The sequence below is a fragment of the Caballeronia sp. GAWG2-1 genome, from assembly GCF_023631405.1.
Lineage (GTDB): Bacteria > Pseudomonadota > Gammaproteobacteria > Burkholderiales > Burkholderiaceae > Caballeronia.
In genome coordinates, this window is sequence record NZ_JALQDD010000027.1 from 390,539 (window position 1) to 403,789 (window position 13,251).

Annotated in this window: 9 protein-coding genes; 1 reads left to right on the forward strand and 8 read right to left on the reverse strand. The window is 63.4% G+C overall.

Going from position 1 to position 13,251, the window contains the following annotated elements; all coding sequences use genetic code 11:
- Positions 1–30: 30 nt before the first annotated feature.
- The 5 genes from NCR98_RS18260 to phnS form a co-directional block, all read right to left on the reverse strand.
- The gene (locus NCR98_RS18260) at positions 31–2,484 is read right to left on the reverse strand and encodes a glycogen/starch/alpha-glucan phosphorylase (protein ID WP_244829319.1); all 2,454 of its coding nucleotides are present in this window, start codon (positions 2,482–2,484) and stop codon (positions 31–33) included.
- A gap of 597 nt (positions 2,485–3,081) precedes the next feature.
- Positions 3,082–3,861 (reverse strand): 2-aminoethylphosphonate ABC transport system, membrane component PhnV, encoded by a 780-nt coding sequence (gene phnV / locus NCR98_RS18265; RefSeq protein WP_250526925.1) that lies wholly within the window; start codon positions 3,859–3,861, stop codon positions 3,082–3,084.
- A gap of 46 nt (positions 3,862–3,907) precedes the next feature.
- Entirely contained in the window at positions 3,908–4,792 is an 885-nt protein-coding gene (gene phnU, locus NCR98_RS18270) for a 2-aminoethylphosphonate ABC transporter permease subunit (protein WP_250526870.1), read from the reverse strand.
- Positions 4,770–5,834 carry a 2-aminoethylphosphonate ABC transport system ATP-binding subunit PhnT gene (gene phnT, locus NCR98_RS18275; RefSeq protein ID WP_250526926.1) on the reverse strand — a complete coding sequence of 355 codons (1,065 nt, stop codon included), beginning with the start codon at positions 5,832–5,834 and terminating at the stop codon, positions 4,770–4,772. The genes phnU and phnT overlap by 23 nt, the downstream gene beginning before the upstream one ends.
- Before the next feature lie 16 nt (positions 5,835–5,850).
- Complete coding sequence (gene phnS, locus NCR98_RS18280) at positions 5,851–6,921, reverse strand: 2-aminoethylphosphonate ABC transporter substrate-binding protein (RefSeq protein ID WP_250526871.1); 1,071 nt, start codon at positions 6,919–6,921, stop codon at positions 5,851–5,853.
- A 173-nt stretch (positions 6,922–7,094) separates the two neighbouring features.
- Here phnS and NCR98_RS18285 point away from each other — a divergent pair, with 173 nt between their 5' ends.
- Entirely contained in the window at positions 7,095–7,970 is an 876-nt protein-coding gene (locus NCR98_RS18285) for a DMT family transporter (RefSeq protein ID WP_250526872.1), read from the forward strand.
- A gap of 3 nt (positions 7,971–7,973) precedes the next feature.
- On the opposite strand, the gene NCR98_RS18290 is transcribed toward NCR98_RS18285, so the two are convergent.
- From NCR98_RS18290 to NCR98_RS18300, 3 genes are all read right to left on the reverse strand, one after another.
- Positions 7,974–8,972 (reverse strand): L,D-transpeptidase, encoded by a 999-nt coding sequence (locus NCR98_RS18290; protein WP_502799764.1) that lies wholly within the window; start codon positions 8,970–8,972, stop codon positions 7,974–7,976.
- Positions 8,973–9,355: 383 nt separating this feature from the next.
- Positions 9,356–9,928, reverse strand: a complete 573-nt coding sequence (locus NCR98_RS18295; protein WP_244829310.1) for a hypothetical protein — start codon at positions 9,926–9,928, stop codon at positions 9,356–9,358.
- A gap of 104 nt (positions 9,929–10,032) precedes the next feature.
- On the reverse strand, positions 10,033–13,251 hold the full coding sequence (locus tag NCR98_RS18300; protein WP_250526874.1) for an ATP-binding protein: 3,219 nt from the start codon (positions 13,249–13,251) through the stop codon (positions 10,033–10,035).

The window sequence follows — 13,251 nt, forward strand, 5'->3', positions numbered from 1 at the left end:
GCGCGGCACATACTTCAGTTCAAGCCATCGTCAAGTCAAGTTCAGCGGCTCGACGTGCCAGATATCGCGGGCATATTCCGCGATGGTCCGGTCTGATGAAAATATCCCCATTCCGGCGACGTTCTCGATCGCGCTCTTCGTCCACGCTTCCTTATCTCGGTACTTGAGATCGACCTCGGTTTGCGTCTTGTCGAAGCTGTCGAAGTCCGCGAGCACCATGTAGTGATCGCCCCAATCCACGAGCGTATGAAAGATGTCGTAGAAACGGTGCGGCTCTTCCGGCGAGAAGTGTCCGAGGCGAATCTGGTCCAGCGCCACCTTGAGCTCCGGATTGTCCTCGTAGATTTGCCGTGGCCTGTAGCCCGCCGCCCGCAGCGTTTCGATCTCGTCGGTCGTGTTGCCGAAGATGAAGATGTTTTCGCGGCCCACCGCGTCGCAAATTTCGATGTTCGCGCCATCCAGCGTGCCGATGGTCAGCGCGCCGTTCAACGCAAGCTTCATGTTGCCGGTGCCCGATGCCTCGGTGCCGGCCATCGAAATCTGCTGCGATAAGTTCGCGGCGGGAATGATGAGCTCCGCCACGCTCACGCCGTAGTTCGGGACGAAGCCTACCTTGAGCCTGTCGCCGACGAGCGGGTCCGCGTTGATCTTCTTCGCGACATCGTTGATGAGCTTGATGATGCTCTTCGCCATCTTGTAGGCCGAAGCCGCCTTGCCCGCGAACATGACCACACGCGGCGTCCAGTCCTGCTCGGGATTCTCGCGAATACGGTTGTAGCGCACGATCGTATACAAGATGTTGAGCAACTGCCGCTTGTATTCGTGGATGCGCTTCACCTGCAAGTCGAACAGCGCTTCAGGATTGATGATCGCGTTGGCTTCGCGTTTGGCGCGCTCGACGAGGCGCAGCTTGTTGGCGAACTTCGCGTCCTGAAACGCCTTCTGGAACTCGGGGTCGTCGCGCCATTCGCGCAGCCGGCCGAGTTCGAACAAGTCGCTGCGCCAGCGCGGTCCAAGCCGCTTGTCGATGAGCGATGACAGCGACGGACTCGCTTGCGCGAGCCAGCGACGCGGCGTAATGCCGTTCGTCACATTGGTGAAGCGCTCCGGGTACATGCGCGCGAAGTCGGCGAAAATGTTCTGCGTCATCAGTTGCGAATGCAGCTTCGAGACGCCATTCACCTTGTGACTCGCGACGATCGCCAGATGCGCCATCCGCACGCGCCGCTGGCCGTATTCATCGACGAGCGAAATGCGGCGGATCAGTTCCACGTCGCGGCCGAACTTCTCGGTCACTTGCTTCAGGAACTGCGCGTTGATCTCGAAGATGATCTCCAGATGCCGCGGCAACAGACGCGACAACATTTCGACATCCCACGTTTCGAGCGCTTCGGGCATCAACGTGTGATTCGTGTAGGAGAACATCTGCTGAATCAGCTTCCACGCCTTGTCCCACGGCACGCCGTGACGATCCACGAGCAGGCGCATGAGTTCGGGGATGGCGAGCACGGGGTGCGTGTCGTTCAGATGCACCGCGACCTTTTCCGCGAGACGTCCGAAATGCGTATGCGTGCGCTGATAGCGGCGGATCAGATCCTGCATCGTCGCGGAGACGAAGAAATATTCCTGACGCAGACGCAATTCGCGGCCGGCTTGCGTCGAGTCATCCGGGTACAGCAAGCGCGAGACGTGCTCCGACGTGTTCTTCGCTTCGACCGCGCGCCGATAGTCGCCCTGATTGAACGCGGATAGATCGAACTCGTCGGTGGCGCGCGCCGACCACAGGCGCAGCGTATTCGTCGCGGTGGTGGCGTAGCCGGGAATGACCGTGTCGTAGGCCATCGCGTTGACGTGCTCGGTATCGATCCAGTCGGTACGATCGTCGTGCTGCACCGTGCGCCCGCCGAAGTGCACCGTGTACGTCACCTCGGGGCGCGGAAACTCCCACGGGTTGCCCGCGCGCAGCCAGTAATCGGGCATTTCGACCTGATTGCCATCGACGATGGTCTGCCGGAACATCCCGTACTCGTAGCGAATGCCGTAGCCGAAACCGGGCACGCCGACCGTTGCCATCGAATCGAGGAAACAGGCTGCGAGCCGGCCAAGGCCGCCGTTGCCAAGCGCGGCATCCGGTTCGAGGTCTTCGAGCGAGGCGAGATCGATGCCGAGGCCCGATAACGCTTCGCGGACTTCGTCATGAATGCCGAGCGCAAGCAGCGCGTTGGTGAAGGTTCTGCCGATGAGAAATTCCATCGACAAGTAATAGACGCGCTTCACGTCCTGTTCGTATTGTTGCCGTGTGGTGCGCATCCAGCGTGCGACGAGGCGGTCGCGCACGGCGAGCTCCACCGCATTGAGCCAGTCGCGCGGCTGCGCGGTAACCGCGTCCTTGCCGACGCCGTACATCAGGCGATTCGAGATGGAGCGCCGTAGCGCATCGACACTGCTGTTGAGCTGGTCGAATTCCAGATCGACGGATGTCATCGAAACCTCCGGTATTTGCAACATATGCAACGACAGCGAAAGCGTGGTGGGAGTTCAGTGCTTTTTTGGCCTGCGGCTTGGCTGGCTCCCTGTTCGCGCGGGTTGCGGTCGTGGCCTGAAGGTGCAGGTTACGCCAGTTTTATTTTTTTTGGTATGACATGCGGTGGGTCGCTGACGCCTGATTTTCCGTGGGCGGTTGATCTTGCCGGTTCGGGGAATTTGCTTTCTTGGCCTGCGGTTTCAATCAGTCGCCGCCGCCCCTGCGACGGGTAAATTTGCTATCTCCTCTTGCAGTCTTGTTCACTAGCCGCCTCCCCGGCAGGCGTAACTTCTTTTGTTGCTGCAATGAAAGTCGCCGAAGAAGCAGCCTTCGTCTTGCCCGCTGATCGGGCGCGTGGTCAGGATTGAGTTCTACGCCGGCACGCGCCTAAGTGTCGGCCTTATTCAATCGCCGTTCCTGGAGCTCATGGGACTCGCTGGTCTCGCGGATTGTCTGACCGGTGTAACGCTTGGTGCTTCCGGCTTAGTGCGACGCGCGGCCGTTGGATGCGCCCGGCAAATTCTTCATTGGGCTTTGCTTCGGCTTCCGTAGCGTTTTCATCTATCGATTCGTCTTGGTGCGTGGACCGCTATCAACAACAGCGCCGCCAGCGACGCCGCCAGCAATATCAGCGATAGCGCCGATGCGGGCAAGTAATACCCTCGATTCACTTGCCCCACCACGACTATCGGCACGGTCGCGAAGCCCGGCGGATACACCGTCAATGTCGCGCCCAATTCGCCGAGCGATAGCGCGAATCCCAACGCCAGGCTCGCCCTTATCGCCGGGACGAGTTGCGGTAACACCACGCGCCACAACACCATGCGCGGCGGCGCGCCAAGGCTCGCGGCGGCCTCGCGCAAGGTCGTCAATTCCGGTCGCAATGCAGCCGCCGCGCAGCGGTAACAAAATGGCAAGACCAGCGCGAGTTGCACCATGACGACGATCGCCGCCGAGCCAGACAGGTCCAGCGGACGCTTGTGATACGCAATCAGTACCGCAAGGCCCAACACCACGCTCGGTACGCCGTTCGGCATCATTGCAATGGCATCGACGAATGCGCCCAGGCTGCGCCGGTCACGGCCCTCCAGCGCCAACGCAAGCCACAATCCCAGCGCGGTGCCGAGAATCGCGACGCCGAAGCCGACACAAAGGCTTGTCGTCAGCGCGTCGAAATCGCTGGAGCCGAGGCGCCCGAACCAGCGCGTGCTGAAGCCATCGGGGAAGATCGTGCCCGACCAGTGCGACGCGACGCTCGACAACGCCACCACGACCACCGGCAACACGAAGAGCCAGAAGCACACGAGCGCCGCCAGGAACGCAACGAGCGCGCGCATCAGCGAGACTGGCTTTCCAGGTTTGAACGAGGTCGAAAGTTGCATGTCAGCGTCTTTGCAAGCGTCGATAAAGCGCATAGAGCGAGAGCGACATCAGCAACATCACGACCGATCCCGCCGCTGCGGTCGGCAAGTCGAGATCGACGGTCGCCGCGCTGTAAATGGCAATTGGCAAGGTGATGAGATGTGCGCTGCCCAAAACGAGCAGAATGCCGAACTCGTTGAGCGTCAGGAGGAAGCACAAGATAGTGCCCGCCGCGATTCCCGGCCACGCAAGCGGCAACACGACCTTGGTCGCGACCATCCAGCCGCCCGCGCCGAGACTTTTCGCGGCCTCGACGAGACGCATGTCGAGCATGGCGTATGAAGCGAGCGTCGGGCGCACCACGAACGGCGCATAGAACACGACCTCCGCGAGAATTACGCCGCCGATGCCGAAGAGGAAATCGAGCGGCGGGGTATCGAGCGAAAAAAGCCGTTGCAAGCCGATGCTCACCGAACCCTGCGAGCCATAAAGAAAAATCAGCGTGAATGCCACGAGGAACGAAGGGAACGCCACGAACAACTCGAGGAAACGCGTGACGAGCTTCGCGCCGGGAAACGGCCGAAAAAAAAGCATCGACGCGAGCGCGACGCCAAGCAATGACGCGAGACTTGCGCTTGCGAAGAGGATGCCGAGCGTCGTGCCGATCACGCCGCGCGTCTCCGGATTGCCGAAGAACGCGGTGTAGGCGTGTAGCGTGAAGCCGTGCGGCCCGGTCACGCTCAACATGGCAAGGCGCGAGAGCGGATAGACGACGAGCGGCCCCAGCACGAACACGAGGATGAACCACAACTGCCATTGCCCCTTCTTGCCGCGCCGCGCGGCGATTGTCGCCTGGCCGTCCTGCGCTCGCCCGGCGGCCTCTTCAGGGATGGACAAGGACGACATCGTCAGCCTCGAAGGTCAGGGAAACGCGCGCGCCCTTTTCCGGCATGCGCGTGTGGCCGCGCTGCGTCGAAACGAGTACGGGCTCGTTGGGCCACGCATCGAGCGCGACGGAAATCGAGAGCGACGCGCCATACCATTCGACCGATGCAATCGTGCCGTGCAACGGCCCATCGCCGAGCGGCACGATGGAGAAGCGCTCCGGCCGAATGCACGCAAGCCGCTCGCGTTCGTCGTGGCGCGCGTCGCCGACGGGATACACCACGCGCGGCGGCAGCAGATTCGCGGCACCGAGATAGCGCGCGACGAAGCCGTCGTTCGGCGCGTCGTACAACTCGCGCGGCGAACCGAGTTGCGCGTTACGGCCATCGCGCATAAGAAGCGTGCGGTCGGACAGCACGAGCGCATCGTCCTGATCGTGCGTCACACAAACGATAGTCAGATTCGGCAAGCGCTCGTGCAACGCCTTCAGCTCGCTGCGCACGGACGCGCGGAGGTTGGCATCGAGCGCCGAAAGCGGTTCGTCGAGCAAGAGCACATCCGGCTCGATGACGAGCGCGCGGGCAAGCGCCACACGCTGCTGCATACCGCCCGAGAGCTGCGCGGGCATGACGTGGCCGGCATCGGCGAGTTGCACGAGTTTGAGCGCATCGGCGACGCGGCGCGCGATCTCGCCCGTCTTCAGCTTGCGCGCGCGCAGGCCGAAGGCGACGTTATCGAATACGGAAAGATGCGGAAAGAGCGCATAGCTCTGGAACAGCAAGCCGAGATTACGTTGATGCGGCGGCACATGCGTGAGTTCGCGGCCCGCGATAAAAAGCGCGCCCGCGAAGGCATCGGGCTGAATGAATCCGGCGATGAAGCGCAACAGCGTGGTCTTGCCGCAGCCGCTTCTGCCGAGTACCGTCAGGAACTCGCCACGTTCGATGTGCAGCGATAGTTGATCGAGCACGGTGCGCGCGCCGAAGCGCACCGTGAGTCCTTCGATATGCACGCCGGATCGCGCTTCGTGTTCATGAGCGAGCGCATTTCCGGACGAGCTCAGAGCAAACGTATTCACGTCAGGACTTCGGCTTCACGACCTCGGTCTCCTTGCCCGACTGGCCGATCACTTCGTTCTTCCAGCGCTCGGTCCAGCCAGCCTTCTTCTGCATGACTTCGTTCCAGTCCACCGGAATCAGCTTCACGCCGGCAATTGCCTGCTTCACCGCTTCGCCGTTCTTGCCGCCGAGCGCGACATCGGTGCGCGCCGGAATGCCGTAGATGTCCGGCACTTTCGACTGCACTTCCGCGGACATCAGATAGTCGATCAGCTTCTTGCCCGCTGCCTGATTCGGCCCGCTCTTGATGAGACCGATTGCATACGGCAACTGGAACGTGGTGGGCGCGTCGCCGTTCTGATGCGACAGGAAAAGCGGCTTGATGGACAGACCGCCGTTCGCGGCATCGTCGAGATCCATTTGCAGGTCGCCATTGGCGAAGGCGATCTCGTTACGCGAGAGCAGCACATCGAGATAACCCGTGCCCTTGGTATGGAACTTCGCGCTTCGTTCGAGCGACTTCAGATAATCGAACGCTTTGTCTTCGCCCATCAGGGCCGACGTCAGGATGATGACCGCCATGCCGTCGCCCGCCGTCGCCGGATTCGAATATGCGATCCTGCCCGAGTAGTTCGGATGCAAGAGATCGGCGAAGGTCTTCGGCGCGCTCTTCGTGACTTCCGGATTGATGGCGAAAGAAAAGTAGTTGTTGACGAAGGTGGCCCACGCGCCGTCGTTCGCCTTGGCGATAGCCGGCACGTTCTTGTAGTTCACACTCTGGTACGGCTGCAGCAAGCCGCTCTGCGATGCTTGCTGGATGAACGGCGGCAAGGTCACGAGCACGTCCGCCTTGGGCGAATCTTTTTCGACGCTCGCGCGGTTCACCACTTCGCCACTGCCCGCCGTGACGATATTGACCTTGACGCCTTCCTTCTTCTCGAAAGCCGGGAGCACGTCCTTGTAGAGATTTTCGAGGCCGTCCGCCGTGTAGAGGACGACGGCATCGGCTGCGTGTGCCGGCGAGGTTGCAAACGCCATCAAGGCGGCGATGGCCGGCAGCATCGTGCGTGCGAGGCGAAGGTCGCGAGTCATTTCGTGATCGATCCGGTGAGATAAGGTGACGCGGCTCGGGTGCTGCGCTGGTGTCGAAGCATTGCAGAGCCGTGTGACAGACACGTGAATGCCGTAAGCGGTGCAGGATTGGACAAGACGCGGTGCACGCACATCCGCATACTTCGGCCTTTCCGCCAAACGCCTGATTGACGATGCTCTCCTTGCTGGCCACGCCGGTCTTCGTCCTACTCTGGTCGACAGGCTTTATCGTCGCGCGCGCGATTACCCCTTACGTCGATCCGAACGTGTACCTGTTCGCGCGCTTCTGCGGCACGGCGTTGCTGTTTGTCGTCGTGGCGCTCGCAAGCCGGGCAAGCTGGCCGAAAGGCGCCGATGTTCTACGGCATCTGCTTGCAGGCGCGCTGCTGCAAGGCGTTTATCTGGGCGCGGGTTATTGGGCCGTCGCACAGGGGCTGACTGCGGGCATCATGGCGCTGCTCGGCGCGTTGCAACCGCTTCTGACCGCTGCGTTTGCCGCGCGCTTCTTCGGCGAACGTCTTTCGCCGCGTGCATGGAGCGGGCTCGTGCTGGGGCTCACTGGCGTGGCGCTCGTGCTTGCGCCGAAGGTGATGACGGGTCATGCGTCACCGACACACGGAGCCGCGCCTTCCTGGCTCGTCGTCATGGCGGCGCTGCTCGCCGTCCTGGCGATTACCGCGGGCACGCTGTATCAGAAGAGCTCGCTGGCACGCGCCGATATCCGCAGCGCGAGCGCGTTGCAGAATGCGGGCGCCGCGCTCGTCGCGTTGCTGCTGATTTTCGCGCTCGGGGAACATCGCTTCATTGCTTCGGCGACGACTTGGGTTTCGCTTGGATGGGGCATCGTGATGCTCTCGGGTGCCGCGACCACGCTTTTCGTGTGGATGGTCCGCCGTGGCGATGCCTCGCGTGCCACCGCGCTGCTGTTTCTCGCGCCGCCGCTTGCCGCGATCGAAGGCTATCTGGCGTTTGGCGAAACGCTCGGGCCGGCGCAGATCGCGGGGTTCGGGGTGGCGCTCGTGGGCGTGTTGCTGGCGCGGGCGAAATAGCCGTCAATCGGCCGTATCGGCGCCCGCCGGGATATTCGCACGCACCGCCTTCCTCGGACCCGGCGACCATGCCGGACGCGCCTTTCTCGCCGTATCGACGACGACTAGAAAGTGACCCGCCCAGGACGTCGCGTTACGCGTGGACTTGAGTATCCACATCGACTGACCTTCGGCGGCACGGGCTTCGTATTGCGCGTCGAGGATGCCGCGATGATCGAAGAAAGTATTGAGCGTCGACGGTATGCGCACGCAGCCTTTCGAATGGCGCATGCCGAGAAGCGGTTCGAGTTTCTGCGGATCGGTGGCGTGCATCTGGAAGCGCATCGGCGAGATGCCGCCCTTGCCCCAGCCGCGCTCGCCATCGGCCCAGCCGAAGTCGTAGATGCGCATGTCGCGCGCGCCGTATCCTCGAATCTTGAACTCGTTGAGCGTGCCTTCCGCGCGAAAATCCATGTTGCCCGGCACGTGCTGAAACACGCCGAGCGGCGTGACGAAGTGATCGTAAGTGCCCGGCCGTCCTGTCGATACCGGCGATGCGCCGATCAGCGACCAGGCATCGGCCGGCTTCGCGCGGAAGAAAAGCATGAGCGCCTGCACGTTCGCGCTGCGATCGACCAGCACGACGAACTCATTGGCGAGATCGCCATGTCCGCTTTCATCGAGCGCATGCTGCAACACGCGACCGTAGGCCTGCTGATCCGCTTGGGAAACGCTGAGACGCCGGTCCACCTCTTTCGCGAAAGTCTGTCGCATGGCGAAGGCTCCGGCGGGCGGCAGGTCATGGCGTTGCGCCAAGTTGGGCTCGGGCGGTTCGGGCGGCAGCGGGACTTCGGGCGCCTCGGCCTCCGATGCGGCACTCGCGGCCGATGCCGGTTCCACGGTCGATGCAGCAGAGGCAGCAGAGGCCGCCGACGCCTCCGAAGCTCCCGAAGCAACTTGCGGCTTCATCGGCACCGGCATGCCGGGCAATGCGCGTTCGGGCGCGCTTGCACTCGATGGCACGCTTGCGCCTGAAATCAACGGCGGCGATGCGGGCGTCGACGTAACGTGCCCCTGGAGCACGTTCGCAGGCGATGTGCTTCGCTGCAAACCCGACGGCGCACTTCCATTCGAAGAAGATGCCGAAGCGGACTCTGGCGCAAGGCGCGCCTGCTGCGCACCGACCGCCCCCGCATACGCCACAAGCGCGGCAGCCACTCCAACGACGATTGCTCTCGCGCCAAATGCTGTTTCTCTTTTCCCTGCCAGATGCATTGATTAATCCGCCTTGCCTGACCAGACTCAAGCCTGGCGATCCATATCGATCGCCCAGCCCCGAACATTCAAGAACCGATGCACGCAAAGACGCGCACCGGCTTCGTTCGTTGCATCTGGCGCAGCAAAGTTCATTCCGTCGATGGGCCCGAGAACGCGCCGCACGTCATGCTGGACAAATTCGGATAGCGGTTCGGCCAGTCGCCGGACATAGTCGACTGCGCATCCTTCAGCGTCATGTCGCCGGTGCAGACACAGCGTTTGAGATAGACCGCGAGCCGCTCCTTGCGGCGCTGTCCGGCACGGCCTTCCCAGCGGCGCAGATCGAGATTCGCGGGCGCATTGGGCAAGCCGCCGAGCAATACGGGCATGCGATGATCCAGCGCATATTCGGATGCGAACGAAGCATCGATGCCACGTTGCTTGAGCAGTTTTTCTTTCTGGCGCATCTGCGTCTCGAACGACGGCAGCACGCGATCGACATAACCCGGCACGCAGATCGTCTCGACGATGGTCGACTGCGTGACATGCGGATCGAGCCAATCGGGACGCTGCGCCCGCGAGCTTGCAGGCCACACCATGAGCGCGCCATTGAGCGTGATCAGGAGCGCGCCAAACGCCGCGCGCGCGGGACGAGCGGCAGCGGTCGCATAAGCGTGACGCGCGAAGCGTCGCTTGAAGATGGGTATATCCCTTCGATCCATGCCTCGGAAGTGCAAATCATCATGCGGCCAATGCGACGCCGCTTATTTTTGAGATATTGAACAATCGCATTAGAACACACCAAAGGCGTGCATCGCGCTGTGGCTCAAAAGTCCGCGAGCCGATCCGTGGATGCGTGCGGCAAGGTCTGCGCCGCACTCGCCGCACTCGAAGACGCAAGCGCGGCGTCGAGCGCGCGGCCGAGCGCAAGCGCCTCGGCATGAAAGGAGCCGTAAGCGACCGCGATGCTGGCGTCGTCCTCGCCGTTGCGGTCTTCGTCGATGGCGCGATCGCATACGTGCTGCAAGGCGACGCATGCATCGGTGAAGCGCACGGCGCCGACCAGCGACGCCGCCCCTTTCATGCGATGCGCGATGTCGCGCAAGAGCGCGTGGTCGCAAGCATCGAACGCGGTCTCGGCGTCGATCAGGTCTTGCGCATGCGCGGATTTGAGGGTGCCGGCGAGCGTCGCGGCCTGATCGCCGTAACTCGCGACAAGCGCGCTGTCGAAGACTTCTGCCGCTTTCTCCCGCACCGGCCCGCTTCGCCGCGCGACACCTTCGGTCGCCGCAACGAGCGCATCGCGCAGGCCGTCGAGCGAGATGGGCTTCACGAGACACATCGTCATGCCTGCCGCGACCGCGCGTTGCGCCGCCTCCGGTTGCGCGTTCGCCGTGAGGCCGACGACAGGCAACGGCCGCGCCTTTTGCACGCGCGCGCTTTCGTCCCCGCGGATCGCCTGCGCGAGTTCCTCGCCGCTCATTTCGGGCATCGAGCAATCGGTAAGGATCACATCGAACGCGGATGGATCGCCGCGATAGCGGACGAGCGCGCTGCGGCCATCGACGGCCAATTGCGGCGCGCCGCCGAGCAGCCTGATCTGCCCTTCGAGCACGATCCGGTTCGCCGGATGATCGTCGACGACGAGTACCCGCAAGCCCGCGAGCGTCGCACCGGTCGGAGCCACCGATGCGTGCTCCGGCGCGCGTCCCGCTTCGGACGCCGATGCCTCCGGCAAGCTCACGCAGACCGTAAAGCGTGTGCCGCGTCCCGGCTCGCTTTCGAGCGTGATCTCGCCGCCCATCATCGTGACGAGCCGCTTGCAGATGGTGAGGCCAAGGCCCGTGCCCGAATAGCGGCGCGCGCCGCCATCGTGTGCCTGCACGAACGGCGTGAAAAGCGCGCCTTGCCGCTCGGGCGCGATGCCCACGCCCGTGTCCGCGACCGCGAATGTCAGCGCCCGCGTGCCGCCCTGTGGCGCGTCTACACGGTAGTCGAGCGTCACCGCCCCGATATCCGTGAACTTGATCGCGTTCGATAGCAGATTGCCGACGACTTGCCGCAAACGCTGCCCGTCGGCAAGCAACCAGACTTCGCCCGAATCCGCGCGGCGCACGATCAACGCGATGCCCTTGGCGCGCGCGGCGGGCTCGTATATCGCGGCCACGCTCGTCATCCACGTTTCGAGTTCGAGCGGCGCGGGCGTGAGGACCAGCCGCTCGGCTTCGATTTTCGCGACGTCGAGCAGATCGTCGATCATGCCGAGCAAATCCGCCGCCGCGCGATGCGCCGTGCCGAGCGCGCGTTCGGTCGCGGCGCGCTCGCCGGGCGCGCGCAGTTCCAGTTCGATGAGGCCGAGCACCGCGTTCATCGGCGTGCGGATTTCGTGGCTCATGGTGGCGAGGAACGTCGACTTGGCGCGGTTCGCCGTTTCGGCTTCCTCCTTCGCCGCGCGCATTGCCTGTTCGGCGGCAATCCGGCGCACGATCTGTGTGCGCAGTGACACCGCCCAGCCGATCAGCGCGAAAACAAGCGCACCGCCAAGCAGCGCGCCTACCTCGACTTGCGGACGGCGGCGCTCCCACAATGTCTCAGGATGATCGCCAAGCCGCCAGCGCCCGCGCAGTGCTTCGAGTTGATAAGCGCGAAGATGGCCAATCGCGTCGTTGATGATGCCCAGCAAGATCGGCTCATTGCGCAAGACGAGAAAGCCTTGCTCGAGCGGTTTGCCGGAAAGCACGCCGCTCACCACGAGCTTGCCGCGGTAAGGATTGGCGACCGCGTAATTCGCGAGCGTCAGATCGACCAAAGCCGCGTCGGCATCGCCGTTCACGACCGCGCTGAACTGCTCGTCGAATGACGGCATCTCGACGATGCGCAGATGCCGCACGAATTCGCGCTTCAACGCTAGGGCCGAAATCCCGGCCGGGAGCGCCACCCGCTTGTTCGCGAGCGCGGTCTCATCGCGCAGGGGCGCCTGACCCGCACGCGTGACGATGCCGACCAGACTCTCGCCGAACGGCACGGACGCCGTGAGCGGCACCGGTTGCCATGCGGGGGAAACGCCGTAGGGCGTGAACATGGACTTACCGCTCGTCAAGTCGGCGGCAATCTGAGACAAAGAACCGCGCATTCGCGCTTCGAAGCGCAAGCCCGTTCCCCGCGAGATCACATCGAGCAGGTCGGCGGCGAGACCCGCAGGTTCGCCGTGCGAATTGCGGAACATGAGCGGCGGAATTTGCGAAAGCATCGAGTAATGCACGACTGGATGCGCCTTGATCCACGCGCGCTGCTCGGGTGTCAAGTCGAGCGGACGATCCAGCGTCACCGCGGTCATCGAAACGTACCAGCGCGCGTTCATCGTCAGCAGGAAATTCGGCGGCAATTGCGCCAGCGCGGCATCGACACGCTCACGCAATGCGCGCGCGGCCGGCCGGTTGGCTGCGAAAGCAAAGCGATAGCCGTCTGCATCGAACGGAGTGAAACCGCGCGCGCCGATGTTCGGCAAGTCCAGATGACTGATGACATACACGGCGGTCGTCACGTCGCCGACGAAGCCGTCGGCACGGCCGAGCGAGACGGCCAGCGCGGCGGCGAGCACATCCGGATACGCCTCCGGCTGCAAGGACGGATACGCCGCATGCAACCGCGCGGGGTCCATCTGCGTGTCGACATAAGCGAGCCGATGCGTCGGCGCATGTGCCGCGAGCGGCGCGAAATACACCGGCTTCACCGGAAAATACGAATGGCTCAGTTCGAGCGGCGCACCGGCATCGAAGCCCGCCGAACTCGTCGCCATGTCAATCTCGCCGCGTTCGAGCGCGGCCAGCATCGCGGGGCGATCCGGATACAGGCGCCATTGCGGCGTCATCCCGAGCGGCTCGGAAATGGCGTTCAGAACATCGACCGAAATGCCGCGCAACGCCGAAGAATCGGATGGCGCGCCGGACACGGCCAGTTCGAGCGGCGGCACCATGCCCGGCACCGCGCCGACGATCAGCGGCGGTGCCGCGAAGGCATCGCCGAGCCACCAGCCGAGCAGCAC

Excerpts from the sequence above, each read along its gene's own strand:
- NCR98_RS18260 (WP_244829319.1), bottom strand. The coding sequence starts at position 2,484 with ATGACATCCGTCGATCTGGAATTCGACCAGCTCAACAGCAGTGTCGAT.
- phnV (WP_250526925.1), bottom strand. The coding sequence starts at position 3,861 with ATGCGCGCGCTCGTTGCGTTCCTGGCGGCGCTCGTGTGCTTCTGGCTC.
- phnU (WP_250526870.1), bottom strand. The coding sequence starts at position 4,792 with ATGTCGTCCTTGTCCATCCCTGAAGAGGCCGCCGGGCGAGCGCAGGAC.
- phnS (WP_250526871.1), bottom strand. The coding sequence starts at position 6,921 with ATGACTCGCGACCTTCGCCTCGCACGCACGATGCTGCCGGCCATCGCC.
- NCR98_RS18285 (WP_250526872.1), top strand. The coding sequence starts at position 7,095 with ATGCTCTCCTTGCTGGCCACGCCGGTCTTCGTCCTACTCTGGTCGACA.
- NCR98_RS18295 (WP_244829310.1), bottom strand. The coding sequence starts at position 9,928 with ATGGATCGAAGGGATATACCCATCTTCAAGCGACGCTTCGCGCGTCAC.